Raw genomic sequence first — 18,624 nt, forward strand, 5'->3', positions numbered from 1 at the left:
AAGCAGCGATGCTGGGAAATGAGTTCCAGGGCGGCCATGGGCTTTCTCCGGTGAAATGGGTGTAAAAAACGTCGGGGAGTTAGGGTATATCCATGGTGCGACGTTCCGTCGCCGAATGTTAACCTGCCCCTCATTGGGCGCTCGCGACAAAAAAAATGCCATTCCGTGCCCATATTGTGATCACGGGACTTGACCAGCGCCCACCGTGGCACTATTTATATACCGTGAGCGAAGACAAACCGTTCTTCCTGATACGCAAGCCCTGACACTATGGCCCGTCTGCCCCGTCTGTATGCCCCTGGGCTGCCCCAACTGGTGCAGGCCAACTTTATTCAGCCACTGGCGGCGGCATCGCAACCCGCGCCCGCCGACATACTGAACCAGCTCGCAACCTGGCTGGGCGAATCCGCCCAACGCCATCGCGTGTCGGTTCACGGGTGGCTGCTTGCCAACGACCGCATCCTGCTGCTGGCCACGCCCGCAGACGAGGAAGGCCTGCCCCGGTTGATGCAGACACTGGGCCGCAATCTGGCCGCGCGCCTGCGCGGAGGCCGGGTGTTCGCGGGCCGGTACCGATCCGCCTTGCTCGAGCCCGGCGCGTGGGTGCTGCCAGCGCTGGTCTGGCTGGAAACCTACCCCGTGCGCAGCGGCGCGTCGCAAGACCCCGACTCCTGGCCTTGGTCGTCCGCCTCCAGCCATACCGGCAACACAACGGCGGCGCCCGCGCAGTGGCAGTCCGACCACGCCGACTACTGGGCTTGCGGCAACACGCCTTTCGACCGGCAGGCCAATTACCGCAAGCGCCTGCAGGACGGGCTATCGCGGGAAGAGGCACAACGCATCGACCAGGCCGTCTCCGGCCAGTGGGCGCTGGGCGGCGCAAGCTTCATCGCCAGCCTGGCGCACACCGCCAGCCGGCGCGTGGCTCCCGGCCAGCGCGGCCGGCCCCGCAAGAAGCCCGCCGCGCCCGCGCCGGCCGATACCGAGTCGACGCCGTCCACACCGGCGCCTTCAACGCCGACGACCTCCTGATTTTTCGAACCCGCCGCCATGGCGGGTTCTGCTTTATGGAATCCGCGGCGCGGCTGACGCCTGCCCCTAGTCGCCCCGCGCGGCGTGCAGGCGGCGCCGCTTGCCGGCCGCACCCTGCGTGTTGCGATCGGCCCGAAACCTGTTTGACCACCGGCGCGTGGTGCGCTTTTGCCACAAACCAGTTTGATCCAGCGCATGAAAATTGCCCCTTTAAATGGGGACGCATAACGGCAAAATTGGTCATTCGACCGATCTACGTGCCAGACTCAGAAACCGCCCTCCGCGTAAGCCCAATGATGGCGCGGATCTTGTTATGTCCCTGTTTTAATGCACAATGATGGAGCATTAAAATAATTAGGGTCATACCCCTTATGTTTCTGTTGCACCCTACTCGTGACGGGGGTATTGTCCGTCTCCTGCACTGCAACATTACGACGCAGGCCCACTGCGGAGCGCGCCATGCCCCATACCACCCCGATCGATTCCTGTCCCACCCCCAAGGCGACCCCTATTGATGCCAGCCGCATCGGCCTGCCTTCGGCCCAGGGCCTGTACCACCCCAAGAACGAACATGACGCCTGCGGCGTCGGCTTTGTTGCGCACATCAAGGGCAAGAAAAGCCACGCGATCATCCAGCAGGGCCTGAAGATTCTGGAAAACCTGGACCACCGCGGCGCGGTCGGCGCGGACAAGCTGATGGGCGACGGCGCGGGCATCCTGATCCAGATCCCCGACACGCTCTACCGCGACGAACTGAGCCAGCAAGGCATCATCCTGCCCCCGCCCGGCGAATACGGCGTGGCCATGGTGTTCCTGCCCAAGGAAACGGCCTCGCGCCTGGCCTGTGAACAGGAACTCGAGCGCTCCGTGCGCGCAGAGGGCCAGGTCGTGCTGGGATGGCGCAACGTGCCCGTGGACGTCGACATGCCCATGTCGCCCACCGTGCGCGACTGCGAACCCGTGATCCGCCAGCTGTTCATCGGCCGCGGCGCCGACGTGATGGTGCCCGACGCGCTGGAACGCAAGCTGTACGTGATCCGCAAGACCGCCAGCCACGCCATCCAGAACATGCACCTGGCGCACGGCAAGGAATACTTCGTGCCGTCGGCCTCGGTGCGCACCGTGGTCTACAAGGGCCTGCTGCTGGCCGACCAGGTCGGCCGCTACTACCGCGACCTGGCCGACACCCGTACCGTGTCCGCCCTGGCGCTGGTGCACCAGCGCTTCTCGACCAACACCTTCCCCGCCTGGCCGCTGGCTCACCCGTACCGCATGATCGCCCACAACGGCGAAATCAACACGGTCAAGGGCAACTTCAACTGGCTGCGCGCCCGCGAAGGCATGATGCAGTCGGCCGTGCTGGGCGACGACCTGAAAAAGCTGTACCCCATCGTCTACGAAGGCCAGTCGGACACCGCCACGTTCGACAACTGCCTGGAACTGCTGGTGAATTCGGGCTATTCGCTAGCCCACGCCATGATGATGATGATCCCGGAAGCCTGGGAACAGCACACGCAGATGGACGAAAGCCGCCGCGCTTTCTATGAATACCACGCCGCCATGATGGAGCCGTGGGACGGCCCCGCCGCGGTGGCGTTCACCGATGGCCGCCAGATCGGCGCCACGCTGGACCGCAACGGCCTGCGTCCGGCCCGCTACCTCGTCACCGACGACGACATGGTCATCCTGGCCTCCGAGGCCGGCACCCTGTCGATCCCCGAAAACCGCATCGTCAAGAAATGGCGCCTGCAGCCGGGCAAGATGTTCCTGATCGACCTGGAACAAGGCCGCATCATCGACGACGGCGAAATCAAGCTGCAACTGGCCAACAGCCGCCCGTACCGCCAATGGATCGAGCGCCTGCAGATCAAGCTGGAATCGCTGCCCGCGCCGCGCCAGGTCGCCGTGGCCACGCAATCGGCCGTGTCGCTGCTGGACCGCCAGCAGGCCTTCGGCTGGACCCAGGAAGACTACAAGTTCATCCTGGAGCCCATGGCGTCCAGCGGCGAGGAAGTCATCGGTTCGATGGGCAACGACGCCCCGCTGGCCGTGCTGTCTGACCGCGCCAAGCCGTTCTACAACTACTTCCGCCAGTTGTTCGCGCAAGTCACGAACCCGCCCATCGACCCCATCCGCGAACAGCTGGTGATGTCGCTGGTGTCCTTCATCGGACCCAAGCCGAACCTGCTGGACATCAACAACGTCAACCCGCCGCTGCGCCTGGAAGTGTCCCAGCCGGTGCTGGACTTCGCCGCCATGGCGCAGATCCGCGACATCGAACAGGTCACGGGCAAGAAGTTCCGCAGCTTCGAGCTGGACATCACCTACCCCGCAGCCTGGGGCCCCGAGGGCATCGAAGCCCGCGTGGCGGCCCTGTGCGCCCGCGCCGTCGACGCGGTGCGCAGCGGCTACAACATCCTGATCGTGTCGGACCGCCTGGTCGACAGCGAACGCGTGGCCATTCCCGCGCTGCTGGCGACGTCGGCCGTGCACCAGCACCTGATCCGCGCCGGCCTGCGCACCAACACCGGCCTGGTCGTGGAAACCGGCTCGGCCCGCGAAGTCCACCACTTCGCGCTGCTGGGCGGCTACGGCGCCGAAGCCATCCATCCCTACCTGGCGCTGGAATCGCTGGGCAAGCTGAATGACCCCGAAAAGGCCGTCAAGAACTACATCAAGGCGATCGGCAAGGGCCTGAACAAGGTCATGTCCAAGATGGGCATTTCCACGTACATGTCCTACACCGGCGCGCAGATCTTCGAAGCCGTGGGCCTGCAAAGCGCCCTGGTGAACAAGTACTTCACGGGCACCTCGTCCAACATTGAAGGCATCGGCATCTTCCAGGTGGCCGAAGAAGCGCTGCGCCAGCATCGCGCCGCGTTCAGCGCCGACCCGGTGCTGGCCAACGACCTGGACGCCGGCGGCGAATACGCCTACCGCGTCCGCGGCGAAGAGCACATGTGGACGCCGGACTCGATCGCCAAGCTGCAGCACGCTTCGCGCGCCAACAATTACCGCACGTACAAGGAATACGCGCAGATCATCAACGACCAGAGCCGTCGCCACATGACCCTGCGCGGCCTGTTCGAATTCCGCTTCGATCCGTCGCGCGCCATTCCGCTGGACGACGTCGAGCCGGCCAAGGACATCGTCAAGCGCTTCGCCACCGGCGCCATGTCGCTGGGCTCGATCTCGACCGAAGCGCACTCGGTGCTGGCCGTCGCCATGAACCGCATCGGCGGCAAGTCCAACACCGGCGAAGGCGGCGAGGACGAACTGCGCTACCGCGCCGAAATGCGCGAAGGCAAGAGCACCATCAAGGACGGCGACACGCTGGCCTCGCTGCTGGGCTCGGACCGCATCGAAGCCGACGTCGAACTGAAGAAGGGCGACTCGCTGCGCTCGAAGATCAAGCAGGTGGCGTCGGGCCGTTTCGGCGTGACCGCCGAATACCTGTCGTCCGCCGACCAGATCCAGATCAAGATGGCGCAAGGCGCCAAGCCTGGCGAAGGCGGCCAGCTGCCCGGCCACAAGGTGTCGGAATACATCGCCAAGCTGCGCTACTCGGTGCCGGGCGTGGGCCTGATCTCGCCCCCGCCGCACCATGACATTTACTCCATCGAAGACCTGGCCCAGCTGATCCACGACTTGAAGAACGTAAATTCCAAGTCCTCGATTTCGGTCAAGCTGGTGTCCGAAGTGGGCGTGGGCACGGTGGCTGCGGGCGTGGCCAAGGCCAAGGCCGACCACGTCGTGATTGCCGGCCATGACGGCGGCACGGGCGCATCGCCGGTGTCGTCCATCAAGCATGTGGGCACGCCCTGGGAACTGGGCCTGGCCGAAACGCAGCAGACGCTGGTGTTGAACCGCCTGCGCAGCCGCATCCGCGTGCAGGCCGACGGCCAGATGAAGACCGGCCGCGACGTCGTCATCGGCGCGCTGCTGGGCGCCGACGAATTCGGCTTCGCGACGGCGCCGCTGGTCGTTGAAGGCTGCATCATGATGCGCAAGTGCCACCTGAACACCTGCCCGGTGGGCGTGGCCACGCAGGATCCCGTCCTGCGCAAGAAGTTCCAGGGCAAGCCCGAGCACGTCGTGAACTTCTTCTTCTTCATCGCCGAAGAAGTCCGCGAAATCATGGCCCAGCTGGGCATCCGCAAGTTCGACGACCTGATCGGCCGCTCCGACCTGCTGGACATGCGTTCGGGCGTCGAGCACTGGAAGGCGCAGGGCCTGGACTTCGCCCGCGTGTTCCATCAGACGCAATCCGACGCCGAGGTGCGCCAGACCGAAGAGCAGGACCACGGCCTGGCCGGCGCGCTGGATCACCAGCTGATCGACCGCAGCAAGCCCGCGCTGGAGCGCGGCGAAAAGGTGTCGTTCATCGTGCCGGTGCGCAACCGCAACCGTACGATCGGCGCCATGCTGTCGGGCGCGGTGGCGTCGCGTTACGGCCACGAAGGTCTGCCGGACGACACCATCCACATCCAGTGCAACGGCACCGCGGGCCAGAGCTTCGGCGCTTTCCTGGCGCACGGCATCACGATGGACCTGGTGGGCGAAGGCAACGACTACGTGGGCAAGGGCCTGTCCGGTGGCCGCATCATCGTGCGCTCGCCCAACGACTTCCGCGGCTTCGGCCCCGACCACATCATCGCCGGCAACACCGTGCTGTACGGCGCGCTGTCCGGAGAAGCTTTCTTCAACGGCGTGGCGGGCGAACGCTTCGCGGTGCGCAACTCCGGCGCCGCGACGGTCGTGGAAGGCACGGGCGACCACGGCTGCGAATACATGACGGGGGGCACCGTCGTGGTGCTGGGCGCCACCGGCCGCAACTTCGCGGCAGGCATGTCCGGCGGCGTGGCGTACGTCTGGGATCCGGACCGCACGCTCAAGCACCGCGTCAACCTGTCGATGGTGGAACTGGAAGCTGTGGCGCCGCACGCCGAGCAGCAGTCGCAGAACAACATCGACATCTGGCACAGCGCGCAGCGCGGCGGCGAACGCGAAACGGACGAAACCATCCTGCGCCGCCTGGTGGAAGACCACTTCCGCTATACCGGCAGCTACCGCGCACGCGAAATCCTGGGCGACTGGGAAGCCTCGCGCGGCAAATTCGTAAAGATCATGCCGACGGACTACCGCCGCGCATTGGGTGAAATGTGGCGTGCAGCCAACCCGCAACAACTGGCTGCGTGAGGGATACCATGGGAAAGATTACCGGCTTTATGGAATTTCAGCGTCTGCAGGAGGCCTCCGAGGCCCCGCAGAAGCGTCTGAAGAACTGGCGCGAATTCGTGCTGCACCTGACCGACGACCAGGCCAAGCAGCAGGCGGCACGCTGCATGGACTGCGGCATCCCGTTCTGCAACAACGGCTGCCCGGTCAACAACATCATCCCCGACTGGAATGACCTGGTGTACAAGCAGGACTGGCGCCGCGCGCTGGACGTCCTGCATTCCACCAACAACTTCCCGGAGTTCACGGGCCGCATCTGCCCGGCGCCGTGCGAAGCCGCCTGTACCTTGAACATCAACAGCGACGCGGTGGGCATCAAGTCCATTGAGCACGCGATCATCGACAAGGGCTGGGCCGAAGGCTGGATTTCGCCGATGGTGCCGGCGCGCAAGACGGGCAAGAAGGTTGCGGTCGTGGGCTCCGGCCCCGCCGGCATGGCGTGCGCGCAGCAGCTGGCGCGCGCGGGCCACTCCGTGACCCTGTTCGAAAAGAGCGACCGCATCGGCGGCCTGCTGCGCTACGGCATCCCCGACTTCAAGCTGGAAAAGCACCAGATCGACCGCCGCATCTCGCAGATGGAAGCCGAAGGCGTGGAATTCGCGCCGTCGACCTACATCGGCAACCCGAAGGATCCCGTTGCCGACGGGCTGACCGTGCGCACGCCGCAATCGCTGCTGGCCGAGTTCGACGCCGTCGTCATGAGCGGCGGTTCGGAAACGCCGCGCGACCTGCCGGTGCCGGGCCGCGAGCTGTCTGGCGTGTATTTCGCCATGGACTTCCTGCGCCAGCAGAACAAGGCCGTGGCGGGCGACCGCCTGATCGACCAGACGCTGGCCAAGGGCAAGCACGTGGTCGTGATCGGCGGCGGCGATACCGGTTCCGACTGCGTCGGCACCAGCAACCGCCATGGCGCGGCCTCGGTTACGCAATTCGAACTGATGCCCCAGCCGCCCGAATCCGAGAACAAGACGATGACGTGGCCGTACTGGCCGCTGAAGATGCGCACTTCGTCGTCGCACGAAGAAGGCTGCGACCGGGACTGGTCGGTGACCACCAAGCTGCTCAAGGGCGCCAACGGCAAGGTCGAAAAGCTGATCGGCGCGCGCGTCGAATGGTTCAAGGACGACGCCACCGGCCAGATGAAGATGCGCGAGGTCGAAGGCTCGGAATTCGAGATCAAGGCTGATCTGGTGCTGCTGGCCATGGGCTTCGTGTCGCCGGTGCAGACGGTCCTGGACGCCTTCGGCGTGGACCGCGACGCCCGCGGCAACGTGCGCGCCAACACCGACGACTACCGCACCAGCGTGGAAAAGGTCTTCACCGCGGGCGACATGCGCCGCGGCCAGTCCCTGGTGGTCTGGGCCATCCGCGAAGGCCGCCAGTGCGCGCGCTCCGTCGATGCCTACCTCATGGGAAGCTCGGAACTGCCGCGCTGACGGCATCCTGCACTCATCATCGCCGCCGAGCGCCAACGCGCCGGCGGCGTTTTTTTTGCGCACGCATCCCGGATGCCTGTTGCGACATAACCACTTTTCAAAAACGGTCTTTTCACGGATTGACACATATCAACCGGGGGACGCGGCAGGTCTGAGAACCTGTGCGCTCATCCCAACGGAAAGATCGGAGAAGAAAATGTTTTCGCTGAACGGGCGTATCCGCGCCACCGCCATCGCCGGCCTGATTGCTGCCGGCGCGTTTGCCGCTCCCGCCCATGCTCATGAGGCAGGCGACGTGCTGTTCCGCGTCGGCGTGACGCAAGTGCGCCCCTCGCAGAACAACGGCTCGGTGCTTGATGGCTCCGTCAAGCTGGACGTGAACAACAATGTGCGCCCCAGCTTCACGCTGGCCTACATGGCCACGCGCAATATCGGTATCGAACTGCTGGGCGCTTGGCCCTTCCAGCACGACGTCAGCGGCAGCGGCGGCCTTGGCAAGATCGGCTCCAGCAAGCAGCTGCCCCCGACGCTCAGCCTGCAATGGCACATCCTGCCCGACAGCATGATCCAGCCGTACATCGGCGTCGGCATCAACTACACCCACTTCTTCGACACCAAGGCCGAAGGCGCGCTGAAGGGTTCCGACCTGAAGCTGAGCGATTCCTGGGGCGTCGCGGCGCAACTGGGCGCGGACATCAAGATCAACGACCGCTGGTTCATGAACGCCGACATCCGCTACATCGACATCAAGTCGAAGGTGAAGCTGGACGGCCAACGCGTCGGCACGGCCCGCATCGACCCGTGGGTTGCCACGGTGGGCATCGGCTACCGCTTCTAAGCGGAGACCAAGGCGGATGCGGCCCCCGAGCAAGCATCCGTCAACCTTGCGGCGCCTCCAGCTTGCGCCGCAAGGCCTGCAATGCCGGCGTATCGTCGTCGGCACGCCAGACCAGCTGGGTCAGGGCCTGACCATAAGGTCCTGACAGGGCGCCGACGCGCACAGAGTTCTCCGCCCCCAGCACCTTCAGCACCGAGCGCGGCACGATGGCCACGCCGGAACCTGCCGCCACACACGCCACGATGGCGTGATACGAAGCAAATTCCATCACCTTGCCGGGCGCGACGCCTTCCTGGTTCAGCCACGATTCCAGGATGCGCCGGTATGAGCACCCCGCCGCGAACGCGATGACGGTGCGGTCGCCCAATTCCTTCGCGCTGTCGACCGGCTCCCAGGCCATGGGCGAAATCAGCGCCAGTTCCTCCCTGAACGCATCCATCGCCGCCAGCCCCTCGGACGGGAAGGGCTGCGCGACGAAAGCGGCCTCTATCTCGTAATTGCGCACCTTGGCGGCCAGGGCGCCCGACGTGCCCGTGACCAACTCTATGCGCACCTGCGGCCACGCCGCGTGATAGGCCGCAAGAATGGGCGGAAGGCGCGCCGCCGCCGTGCTTTCCATGGTGCCGATGCGCAGCACGCCTTGCAGGGCGCCCGCGCGCACCGCGGACTGGGCCTCGTCGGACAGGCGCAGCAGCCGATCGGCATAGGACAGCAGCACGCGCCCCTGGTCGGACAGCACCAGGCGGCGGTTCTGGCGCCGGAACAGGGGCGTTCCCAGCGAGGACTCCAACTGCTTCAACCGCGTCGACACGTTGGACTGCACCCGGTTCAGGTGCGCGGCGGCACGCGCAACGCCGCCCTGGTCCGCCACGGTCTTGAAGATCTGCAGCGCGTCTAGGTCCAAGTTTCTCATTTCAGGAACTCGTGTTCTTAATAATTCACTATTCAAGATATTAGTACAGCCGTAGAGTAGGGCCATGTCAACGCCTGCTTACCCTTCCCCTCCCATGTCGGCCAGCGCGGCAAGCCTGGCCTGGCCCGCGGCGCTTGCGCTGGCTGCGGCCATGGGCATCGGCCGTTTCGCCTTCACGCCTGTCTGGCCGCTGATGGCGCAGGAGGCCGGGCTGTCTCTCGCCCAGGGCAGCTGGATGGCGTCCGCGAACTACGCAGGCTATCTGCTGGGCGCGCTGGCGGCGATCGCCTGGCCCGTGCGCAGGCTACGCGCGACGCTGGCGGCCAGCCTGGCCGCCGTGGCGGCGCTGACCCTGGCCATGCCGCTGCTGGACAGCGTGGCCGGCTGGTCCGCGCTGCGCCTGGCCGCGGGCTACGCCAGCGCCAGCGCCTTCATCTGCGTGGCCGCGTGGCGCTCCGTTCCCGCCGGCGATCCGCGCGAGGCCTCGGTGTCCGCGGTGACATACGCCGGCGTGGGCGCCGGCATCGCGCTCACTGGACTCGCCTGCCTGGCCCTGATGGCCTGGGGCGCCGGCGCGAACCAGACCTGGGTCGCGTTGGGCGGGCTGACTCTGGCGCTGTCCGTGGCGGCCTGGCCAAGGCTCAGCCGGCAGTCGCCCCCGGCCCGCACGTCTGCCGCCGCCATGCCGCCGGCGCGGCTGCCGCGCGGCATAGGCGCGCTTTCTCTGCACTACGGCGTTTTCGGGGTCGGCTACATCATTCCCGCCACCTTTCTGCCCGCGATGGCCAAGGAAATCTTGCCCGATCCCGCAATCTTCGGCTGGGCCTGGCCGCTGTTCGGACTCGCCGCGGCGCTATCGTGTCTGCTGGTTCCCCGGCTGGCCCGCGGCCGCGACGACAGGCAGGTGTGGCGCTGCGCCCAGCTTCTGATGGCGGCCGGCATGCTGGCAGTGGCCCTGTGGCATCACATCGCCGCCGTGATCCTGGCGGCGCTGCTGGTGGGCGGCACGTTCATGGTGATCACGCAGGCGGGCATGCTGACCGCCAGGCGACTGTCCGGCCCGGCGGCCCCGCGCGCGGCGGCCATCATGACCGCGGCGTTCGCCGCAGGTCAGATCCTGGGACCGTTGCTGGCCTCGTGGGCGGCGCGCTGGGGCGCCGACCTGCCTCAGGTCCTGGAGGCCGGCGCGGTGCTGCTGGCGGCGTCGGCCTGGGCCTTGGGAAAAGTCACGACAGACGGCGCCGGCGCTGGGCATAATGCGATCGGCCCCCAGGGCCGTTCACATAGCAATTAGAGAGCAGGAAGAGGAGATCCCAGCATGAAAGCATTGCGCCCCCTGATCGCCGCTTTGGCGGCCACCACCGCCTTCGGCGGCGCCGCCCAGGCCCAGACCGGCGATTGGCCCGCCAAACCCGTGACCATGATCGTGCCCTACGCGCCGGGCGGCTTTGCCGACACGCGCGTGCGCCTCTTGGCGCGCAAGCTAGGCGAATCGCTGGGCCAGCCCATCGTCGTCGAGAACAAGGCGGGCGCGGGCGGCGTGGTCGGCACCAACCTGATCGCCAAGGCGGCGCCGGACGGCTACACCATTGGCACGGGCAATCTGGCCCCGATGGCGGTCAACCCGTCGCTGATGAAGGAAATGCCCTACAACCCGCAAAAGGACCTGGCGCCGATCATCCTGATCGAAAACAGCCCGCTGGTCCTGAGCGTGAACAATGAACTGCCCGTCAAGACGCTGGCGGACCTGATCGCGCTGGCCAAGAAGCAGCCCGGCAAGCTGACCTTCGGGTCGTCCGGCGTCGGCGGCGCGCACCACCTGTCCGGCGAGATGTTCCGCGAGCAGGCCAACATCGACATCATCCACGTTCCCTACAAGGGCGGCAGCCTGGCCGCGACCGACCTGATGGGCGGCCATATCTCGATGATGTTCGAAATGGGCTATTCCGCGCTGCCGGCCATCCAGGGCGCCAAGATCCACCCCATCGCCGTTACGTCCGCCAAGCGCCTGGCCGTCCTGCCCGATGTTCCCACCATGGCCGAATCCGGCCTGCCGGGCTTCGAGTCGTACAACTGGCAGGGCATCGTGGCGCCGGCCGGCACGCCCGCGCCGATCATCGCCAAGCTCAACGCCGAGTTCAACCGCATCCTGAAGGAACCGGATGTGCAGAAGGCCATTGCCGATACCGGCAGCCAGGCCGGCGGCGGCACGCCCGAGGAATTCGCGGCCTTCATCAAGAGCGAAAGCGAAAAGTGGGCTCACGTCATCAAGGCTGGAAACATCCAGCTTCAATAACCCCCCAGGAGTTTTCCCATGGCTACCCCTTTGATTGACCTGCTCAAGCTGGACCTTCCCGTCATCCAGGCGCCCATGGCCGGCGGCGCGACGACGGTGGAACTGGTGTCCGAGGCGTCGAAGGCGGGCGCCCTGGGATCGCTCGGGGCGGCCTACATGAGCCCCGAACAGATCGAGGCGGCGGCGGACGCGATCCGCGCCCGCACGCCGCGCCCCTTCGCCATCAATCTGTTCGCCACCGTGCCGGACGAGCCCATGCAGGGCGACGCCGGACGGATGCTGGCCCTGATGGCGCGCTACCACGAGCAGCTTGGCCTCCCGGCGCCCGAGGCGCCCGGCCCTCAGGCGGATCCCTTGCCGGGGCAGATCGAGGCCATCCTGCGCGTGCGGCCCGCGGTCTTCAGCTTCACCTTCGGACGCATCCCGGCCGCCGTGCTGGCGCGCTGCCGCGAGCTGGGCATCCTGACCGTGGGCACCGCCACCACTGTCCGTGAAGCCGTTGCGCTGGAACAGGACGGGGTGGACGCCGTCGTGGCGCAGGGCGCCGAGGCTGGCGGGCATCGCGGCACCTTCCTGGACGCATTCGATGCGTCCCTGATTGGCACGATGGCCCTGGTGCCCCAGGTGGCCGACGCCGTCTCGGTGCCGGTCATCGCGTCCGGCGGCATCATGGACGGGCGCGGCATCGCGGCCGCGCTGGCCCTGGGCGCCGATCTCGCACAAATGGGGACCGCCTTCCTGACCACTGAGGAATGCGGCATCAGCGACGCCTACAAGGCGGTCCTGCCTGCCTCGCGCTCCGAACAGTCCCGCATCACCCGGGCGTTCTCCGGCCGGCCCGCCCGCGGCATCGCCAACGCCTTCATGCGCGATGCCGACGCGATCGCCGCGGACATCCTGCCGTACCCGCTGCAGAACGCGCTGACGCGCCCCATGCGCACGGCGGGGGGCAAGAGCGGCAATATCAATGTTCTGTCCCTGTGGGCCGGCCAGGGCGCCCCGCTGACCCGCCGGGAAAGCGCCGCCGACCTGGTTCAGCGCCTGGCACGGGAAACCGCGGCCGCGCAGGCGCGCCGCTGAGCGCGCCGCTGCGCACGCAACGATAGAAATCGGCGGCGGGCGGCCGGAATCTGGCGAGCCGGCGCCGCGCCGCCGGCTCGCCAGATTGTTCCCGAGGCCGAAAACACTGTTCCACGCACGGCCTGTCGGATTGTGATTACAAAGCCTCGGGCTACAATGGCGCCTCGCCGCCGGGAGCCAAGGCCCGACCTCGCCCCCGGCATCTGAGTAACAGGGCGCTTCCCGACGCAGCCCGTCTGCCCGCGCCGGCCAGGTTCCCGGTCCAGCGTGTCGACAGGACGGCAGGGCAAGCTCCGCCGCCGAAACTCCCTTTCGTTGCCCATGTCCGCTCAAACCAGCAGCACCCCGGAATTCGCCCTGCGCCTGGAAGGTGTGGCGCTTGGCTACGGTGACTTCACCGTCTTGCGCGACATTTCCATGGACGTCCGGGCAGGCCAGGTGGTCGCCGTCATGGGCGGCTCCGGCTCCGGCAAGACCACGCTGCTGCGGGCGGCTACCGGCCAGATCACCGCGCAGCACGGACGCGTGCTGGCCTTCGGCCAGGACATCGGCAACGCCACGCGCGACGAAGTCCAATCCCTGCGCAAGCGCATGGGCGTGCTGTTCCAGCAGGGCGCGCTGTTCACCGACCTGAACGTCTTCGAAAACGTCGCTTTCCCGCTGCGCGAACACACCCGCCTCGATGAAACCGACGTCACCGAGCGCGTCCTAGACAAGCTCGACGCCGTGGGCCTGCGCGCCGCCGCGCACCTGAAGGTATCCGAGATCTCCGGCGGCATGGCCCGCCGGGTGGCGCTGGCCCGCGCAGTGGTGCTGGAACCCGAACTCATCCTCTACGACGAACCCTTCGCCGGCCTGGACCCGATCTCGCTGGGCATCACCGCCCGCCTGATCCGCAGCCTGGCCGACCGCCTGGGCTGCGCCTCGGTGCTGATCACGCACGACGTGCACGAGTCCTTCGCCATCGCGGACCAGGTCTACCTGGTGGGCCGGGGCAAGCTCGCCGCCGCCGGTACGCCGCAGACGCTGTCGGCCTCGGACGACCCCTACGTGCAGCAGTTCCTCAAGGGCGAGCCCGACGGCCCGGTTGCGTTCCAGTACCCCGAGACGCCCGCTTTCCAGAAGTGGCTGTCAGAACAGAAAAGGCGCAAGGCATGAGCGCATCCAACAACGCCGTCACCGGGCTGGGCCACTGGGTGCGCGCCCAGGTCGCCGGCATCGGTTACTTCACCCGCTTCTTCGGCGCGCTGCTCGCCCGCAGCGGCATCGCGCTGTCGCGCCCGCGCCTGGTGTCGCAGCAGGTCCATTTCATCGGCAATTATTCGCTGCTGATCATCGCCGTGTCCGGCATGTTCGTGGGATTCGTGCTGGGCCTGCAGGGCTATTACACGCTGAACCGCTACGGCTCTGAAGAGGCCCTGGGCCTGCTGGTAGCCCTGTCGCTGGTGCGCGAACTGGGACCGGTCGTGACGGCGCTGCTGTTCGCGGGCCGGGCCGGCACCTCGCTCACCGCCGAAATCGGCCTGATGAAGGCCGGCGAACAGCTTTCGGCCATGGAAGTCATGGCCGTGGACCCCATACGCCGGGTGCTGGTGCCGCGCCTGTGGGGCGGCATCATCGCCATGCCCATCCTGGCGGCGGTTTTCTCCATGGTGGGCATCCTGGGCGGCTGGGTCGTGGGCGTGCTGCTCATCGGCGTGGACGCCGGAGCCTTCTGGTCGCAAATGCAGAATGGGGTCGACGTCTGGAAGGACGTGGCCAACGGCGCCATCAAGAGCGTGGTGTTCGGCGTCACGGTGACGCTGGTTGCGCTCTACGAGGGCTGGCAGGCCAAGCCCACCCCTGAAGGCGTCGCCCGCGCCACCACGCGCACCGTGGTCGTGGGCTCCCTGGCGGTTCTCGGGCTGGACTTCCTGCTCACCGCCTTGATGTTTGGAAATTGATACGGATCTATCATGTCACGCGAAAAAACCGACTTCTGGGTAGGCCTGTTTGTATTGCTGGGCGCGGTCGCGCTTGCGTTCCTGGCGTTGCGCGCCGGCAACTTGAGCACCTTTTCCTTCGCCCCGACCTATACGCTGACCGCCAACTTCGATAACGTAGGCGGCCTCAAGGTGCGCGCGCCGGTCAAAAGCGCCGGCGTCGTGGTGGGCCGGGTTGCCGGCATCTCCTTCGACGACAAGACCTTCCAGGCGATCGTTTCGGTCAACATGGAAACGGCTTACCAGTTCCCCAAGGACTCCTCGGCGTCCATCCTGACCTCGGGACTGCTGGGCGAGCAATACCTGGGCCTGACCGCCGGCAGCGAAGAAGAGAACTTTGCCGACGGCGGCAAGATCCGCTACACCCAAAGCGCCGTGGTGCTGGAGCAGTTGATCAGCCAGTTCCTGTACGGTTCGGCCGAGAAGCAGGGCTCGAACGCCGCGCCGGAACCCGCCGCCAAGACGCCCGATTAAAGGCTGCCGCGGAAAACGCCGTTACAACGGCGCGTCTCAAGACCGCAATAAGATAAGAATTGTTGATAGGGATACCCGGAACATGAACAAGAAAGCTATTTCCCGAATTGCCACCGTCGCCGCAGCGGGCGCGCTGATGGCCGGCTGCGCCGCGCCGAAGAATCCCGATCCGCGCGACCCCTGGGAAGGCTTCAACCGGGGCGTCTACCAGTTCAACGATACAGTCGACCGCGCGTTGTTCAAGCCCGTCGCGCAGGCCTACACCTTTGTCACGCCGCAGCCGGTGCGCAGCTGCATCCACAACATTTTCAGCAACGTCGGCGACCTCTGGTCGGGCACCAACAGCTTCCTGCAGGGCCGCGGCCACGACTTCGTCAACACGCTGGGCCGGTTCCTCTTCAACACCACCATGGGCGTAGGCGGCTGCTTCGACGTCGCCTCCGCGAATGGCGCGCGCAAGATCCCCAACGATTTCGGCACCACGCTGGGCGTGTGGGGCTTCAGCCAAGGCCCGTACCTGGTGCTGCCGTTCTTCGGCGCGTCCAGCGTGCGCGACGGCATCGGCCTGGCTGGCGACTTTTACGGCACGACCTACGGCTACATGGGCGTGGACTCGATCGACAACGTCCGCCTGCGCAACTCGCTGTGGGGCCTGCGCATCGTGGATACGCGCGCCAACCTGCTCGACACCACCGACACGATCGACCGCGTCGCGCTGGATCCGTACAGCTTCGTGCGCGACGCCTTCCTGCAGCGCCGCGCCGCGATGGTGCTGGGCCACCGCGTGGACGACGAGTCGTCGCTGCCCAACTACGAGGACGACGAGGGCGACGCCCCCGCCGCGCCCGCGCCGCAACCCGCTACCAAGTAAGCTGCGGGATTGCGCTTTCGGTACTGAAGGAGATTTGATGCGTTTTTCTATTACCTCCCTGCTGCAACGACTGGTCTTCACGGGCCTGCTCGGGATGGCGGCCGCCACGGCCGCGCAAGCCAAGCCGGATCCCAACGGCCCGCCCGACCAGTTCGTGCTGGCCGCCGCCAACGAAGCCCTTGACGTCCTGAAGGCCGACGGCGCGGTCAAGGCCGGCAATACCGCCCGCATCAACGAGGTCGTCGATAAGCACATCCTGCCGTACGTCAACTTCCAGAAGACGACGCGCCTGGCCGCAGGCCGCTACTGGCGCCAGGCCACCGACCAGCAGAAGACGGCCCTGGCCGAAGCCTTCCGCGGCACCCTGGTGCGCACCTACAGCGGCGCGCTGACCCGCGTCACGCCCAGCACGAGCGTCACGGGGCTGCCCTTCCGCGGCGACGCCAAGGCCGACGACGTGGTCGTCCGCACGCTGATCAACCAGTCCAACAGCCAGCCGATCGGCGTGGACTACCGCCTGGAAAAGACGCCCCAGGGCTGGAAGATCTACGACATGAACGTCGAAGGCATCTGGCTGATCGAGAACTACCGCAACCAGTTCGCGCAGCAGATCAACCAGAACGGCATCGACGGCCTGATCCAGGCGCTGAACCAGCGCAACAAGTAATTCCCCGTCCAGGCAGCATCGGCCCGGCGCGCCCCTCGGGGTCCGCCGGGCCTATCATTTTGGGGACACAACATCGCGACGCCCCCACGGCCGCCGGGGCCATCGCAGCTTGCCGTTACATCGCGCTTATATAATGGTCAATTCGCTCTTTCCGGGCCACCTCCCCCCGTCATGTCCGCCGTCAGCCTAGAAAACGTCTCCAAGATCTACTCGCCGCGCCAGCGCGGCTGGCAGAAGCTGCTCGGGCGCACGCCCGGTCCGGGCTTCCAGGCGCTGGACAACGTCAGCCTGAAGATCGAGCACGGCGAATTCTTCGGCCTGCTCGGGCCCAACGGCGCGGGCAAGACCACCCTGATCTCCATCCTGGCCGGCTTGGCGCACGCCACGGCCGGACGCGCCTCGGTCTGTGGATACGACGTCGTGGCCGACTACAAGTCGGCCCGGCGCGCCCTGGGCGTGGTGCCGCAAGAGCTGGTCTACGATCCGTTTTTCACGGTGCGCGAGACCCTGCGCATCCAGTCCGGCTACTTCGGCCTGCGCAAGAACGACGACTGGATCGACGAGATCCTGTTCAACCTGGGCCTGGCCGACAAGGCCAACTCCAACATGCGGGCGCTGTCCGGCGGCATGAAGCGCCGCGTGCTGGTGGCGCAGGCGCTGGTGCACCGCCCCCCCGTGATCGTGCTGGACGAGCCCACTGCGGGCGTGGACGTGGACCTGCGCCGCACGCTGTGGGAATTCATCTCGCGCCTGAACAAGGCCGGCCACACCATCATGCTCACCACCCACTACCTCGAAGAGGCGGAAGCGCTGTGCGGGCGCATCGCCATGCTCAAGGGCGGGCGCATCGTGGCCCTGGACACGACGCAGGCCCTGCTGGCCCGGGTGGGCGGCGTAGACCTTGAAGACGCATTCGTGCGCATCATGCACCAGGACGACGAGCCCGCCGCGCCGTCCCTGCAACCCGAAGAGATTTCGTCATGACCCAGCCCACCGCGACCGCCGGCCAGCCGCTGGTGCAGCCCCGCCTGGACGCGGGATCCGGCTTCCCGACGCTCCTGCGCAAGGAATTGCTGCGCTTCTGGAAGGTCAGCTTCCAGACCATCGCCGCCCCGGTCATCACCGCGCTGCTCTATCTGCTGGTCTTCGCACATGTCCTGGAAGGACGGGTCACGGTGTACGGCACCGTGCCGTACACCTCGTTCCTGATCCCGGGGCTCATGATGATGAGCATGCTGCAGAACGCGTTCGCCAACCCGTCGTCGTCGCTCATCCAGAGCCGCATCACCGGCAACCTGGTCTTCATGCTGCTGCCGCCGCTATCGCACCGGGACATCTTCGGCGCCTACGTGCTGGCGGCGATCGTCCGCGGCCTGGCGGTCGGGCTGTGCGTGTGGGTGGTCGCGCTGTTCTTCGTGCCGCTGGCGCCCGCGCACCCGCTGTGGGTGCTGCTGTTCGCCGTGCTGGCTTGCGGCATCATGGGCGTGCTGGGACTCGTGGCCGGACTGTGGTCCGAGAAATTCGACCAGCTCGCGGCCTTCCAGAACTTCCTGATCATGCCGGCAACCTTCCTGTCCGGCGTGTTCTATTCCATCCACACGCTGCCGCCTTTCTGGCAAAGCGTGTCCCACTGGAACCCCATCTTCTACACCATCGACGGATTCCGCTACGGATTCTTCTCGGTGTCGGACGTCTCCCCCTGGCACAGCCTGGCGGTGGTGACGGGGGTGTTCCTTGCGCTCTCGACTTATGCGCTGCGGCTTCTGGCCAGCGGCTACAAACTCAGGAACTGACGTC

15 protein-coding genes are annotated in these 18,624 nt (G+C 66.5%); 14 read left to right on the forward strand and 1 reads right to left on the reverse strand.

Annotated elements, in window-relative coordinates; translation table 11 throughout:
• Positions 1–270: 270 nt before the first annotated feature.
• The 4 genes from KYC_RS07115 (at position 271) to KYC_RS07130 (ending at position 8,544) form a co-directional block, all read left to right on the forward strand.
• A complete protein-coding gene (locus KYC_RS07115) occupies positions 271–1,032 on the forward strand; it encodes a hypothetical protein (RefSeq protein WP_008160405.1) in 762 nt (253 codons plus the stop codon).
• 459 nt (positions 1,033–1,491) lie between these two features.
• The gene (locus KYC_RS07120) at positions 1,492–6,231 is read left to right on the forward strand and encodes a glutamate synthase-related protein (protein ID WP_008160407.1); all 4,740 of its coding nucleotides are present in this window, start codon (positions 1,492–1,494) and stop codon (positions 6,229–6,231) included.
• 8 nt (positions 6,232–6,239) lie between these two features.
• A complete protein-coding gene (locus KYC_RS07125; protein ID WP_008160409.1) occupies positions 6,240–7,706 on the forward strand; it encodes a glutamate synthase subunit beta in 1,467 nt (488 codons plus the stop codon).
• 196 nt (positions 7,707–7,902) lie between these two features.
• Positions 7,903–8,544, forward strand: coding sequence for an OmpW/AlkL family protein (locus KYC_RS07130; RefSeq protein WP_008160410.1), 642 nt, complete (start codon positions 7,903–7,905; stop codon positions 8,542–8,544).
• 40 nt (positions 8,545–8,584) lie between these two features.
• Here the strand turns inward: KYC_RS07130 and KYC_RS07135 are convergent, their stop codons facing one another.
• The gene (locus KYC_RS07135; RefSeq protein ID WP_043517807.1) at positions 8,585–9,457 is read right to left on the reverse strand and encodes a LysR family transcriptional regulator; all 873 of its coding nucleotides are present in this window, start codon (positions 9,455–9,457) and stop codon (positions 8,585–8,587) included.
• Between the two features lie 64 nt (positions 9,458–9,521).
• Here KYC_RS07135 and KYC_RS07140 point away from each other — a divergent pair, with 64 nt between their 5' ends.
• The 10 genes from KYC_RS07140 (at position 9,522) to KYC_RS07185 (ending at position 18,620) form a co-directional block, all read left to right on the forward strand.
• Entirely contained in the window at positions 9,522–10,751 is a 1,230-nt protein-coding gene (locus KYC_RS07140; RefSeq protein WP_043517809.1) for a YbfB/YjiJ family MFS transporter, read from the forward strand.
• A 24-nt stretch (positions 10,752–10,775) separates the two neighbouring features.
• Positions 10,776–11,753 carry a Bug family tripartite tricarboxylate transporter substrate binding protein gene (locus tag KYC_RS07145; RefSeq protein WP_008160416.1) on the forward strand — a complete coding sequence of 326 codons (978 nt, stop codon included), beginning with the start codon at positions 10,776–10,778 and terminating at the stop codon, positions 11,751–11,753.
• A gap of 18 nt (positions 11,754–11,771) precedes the next feature.
• A complete protein-coding gene (locus KYC_RS07150; protein WP_043517811.1) occupies positions 11,772–12,833 on the forward strand; it encodes an NAD(P)H-dependent flavin oxidoreductase in 1,062 nt (353 codons plus the stop codon).
• Between the two features lie 321 nt (positions 12,834–13,154).
• Complete coding sequence (locus tag KYC_RS07155; protein WP_008160422.1) at positions 13,155–13,991, forward strand: ABC transporter ATP-binding protein; 837 nt, start codon at positions 13,155–13,157, stop codon at positions 13,989–13,991.
• Positions 13,988–14,776: a lipid asymmetry maintenance ABC transporter permease subunit MlaE gene (mlaE, locus tag KYC_RS07160; protein ID WP_008160424.1), complete on the forward strand. Its 789-nt coding sequence runs from the start codon at positions 13,988–13,990 to the stop codon at positions 14,774–14,776. Before KYC_RS07155 ends, mlaE begins: the two co-directional genes overlap by 4 nt.
• 12 nt (positions 14,777–14,788) lie before the next feature.
• Positions 14,789–15,289 carry an outer membrane lipid asymmetry maintenance protein MlaD gene (mlaD, locus tag KYC_RS07165; RefSeq protein WP_008160425.1) on the forward strand — a complete coding sequence of 167 codons (501 nt, stop codon included), beginning with the start codon at positions 14,789–14,791 and terminating at the stop codon, positions 15,287–15,289.
• An 82-nt stretch (positions 15,290–15,371) separates the two neighbouring features.
• A complete protein-coding gene (locus tag KYC_RS07170) occupies positions 15,372–16,160 on the forward strand; it encodes an MlaA family lipoprotein (RefSeq protein WP_008160427.1) in 789 nt (262 codons plus the stop codon).
• Positions 16,161–16,197: 37 nt separating this feature from the next.
• Complete coding sequence (locus tag KYC_RS07175) at positions 16,198–16,827, forward strand: MlaC/ttg2D family ABC transporter substrate-binding protein (protein WP_008160429.1); 630 nt, start codon at positions 16,198–16,200, stop codon at positions 16,825–16,827.
• Positions 16,828–16,998: 171 nt separating this feature from the next.
• A complete protein-coding gene (locus KYC_RS07180; protein ID WP_008160432.1) occupies positions 16,999–17,811 on the forward strand; it encodes an ABC transporter ATP-binding protein in 813 nt (270 codons plus the stop codon).
• On the forward strand, positions 17,808–18,620 hold the full coding sequence (locus KYC_RS07185; protein WP_008160434.1) for an ABC transporter permease: 813 nt from the start codon (positions 17,808–17,810) through the stop codon (positions 18,618–18,620). Before KYC_RS07180 ends, KYC_RS07185 begins: the two co-directional genes overlap by 4 nt.
• The last annotated feature ends 4 nt before the right edge of the window (positions 18,621–18,624 follow it).

Origin of the sequence: Achromobacter arsenitoxydans SY8 (assembly GCF_000236785.1) — a bacterium.
GTDB classification, from domain to species: Bacteria; Pseudomonadota; Gammaproteobacteria; order Burkholderiales; family Burkholderiaceae_B; genus Achromobacter; species Achromobacter arsenitoxydans.

Excerpts from the sequence above, each read along its gene's own strand:
- KYC_RS07115 (WP_008160405.1), top strand. The coding sequence starts at position 271 with ATGGCCCGTCTGCCCCGTCTGTATGCCCCTGGGCTGCCCCAACTGGTG.
- KYC_RS07120 (WP_008160407.1), top strand. The coding sequence starts at position 1,492 with ATGCCCCATACCACCCCGATCGATTCCTGTCCCACCCCCAAGGCGACC.
- KYC_RS07125 (WP_008160409.1), top strand. The coding sequence starts at position 6,240 with ATGGGAAAGATTACCGGCTTTATGGAATTTCAGCGTCTGCAGGAGGCC.
- KYC_RS07130 (WP_008160410.1), top strand. The coding sequence starts at position 7,903 with ATGTTTTCGCTGAACGGGCGTATCCGCGCCACCGCCATCGCCGGCCTG.
- KYC_RS07135 (WP_043517807.1), bottom strand. The coding sequence starts at position 9,457 with ATGAGAAACTTGGACCTAGACGCGCTGCAGATCTTCAAGACCGTGGCG.
- KYC_RS07140 (WP_043517809.1), top strand. The coding sequence starts at position 9,522 with ATGTCAACGCCTGCTTACCCTTCCCCTCCCATGTCGGCCAGCGCGGCA.
- KYC_RS07145 (WP_008160416.1), top strand. The coding sequence starts at position 10,776 with ATGAAAGCATTGCGCCCCCTGATCGCCGCTTTGGCGGCCACCACCGCC.
- KYC_RS07150 (WP_043517811.1), top strand. The coding sequence starts at position 11,772 with ATGGCTACCCCTTTGATTGACCTGCTCAAGCTGGACCTTCCCGTCATC.
- KYC_RS07155 (WP_008160422.1), top strand. The coding sequence starts at position 13,155 with ATGTCCGCTCAAACCAGCAGCACCCCGGAATTCGCCCTGCGCCTGGAA.
- mlaE (WP_008160424.1), top strand. The coding sequence starts at position 13,988 with ATGAGCGCATCCAACAACGCCGTCACCGGGCTGGGCCACTGGGTGCGC.
- mlaD (WP_008160425.1), top strand. The coding sequence starts at position 14,789 with ATGTCACGCGAAAAAACCGACTTCTGGGTAGGCCTGTTTGTATTGCTG.
- KYC_RS07170 (WP_008160427.1), top strand. The coding sequence starts at position 15,372 with ATGAACAAGAAAGCTATTTCCCGAATTGCCACCGTCGCCGCAGCGGGC.
- KYC_RS07175 (WP_008160429.1), top strand. The coding sequence starts at position 16,198 with ATGCGTTTTTCTATTACCTCCCTGCTGCAACGACTGGTCTTCACGGGC.
- KYC_RS07180 (WP_008160432.1), top strand. The coding sequence starts at position 16,999 with ATGTCCGCCGTCAGCCTAGAAAACGTCTCCAAGATCTACTCGCCGCGC.
- KYC_RS07185 (WP_008160434.1), top strand. The coding sequence starts at position 17,808 with ATGACCCAGCCCACCGCGACCGCCGGCCAGCCGCTGGTGCAGCCCCGC.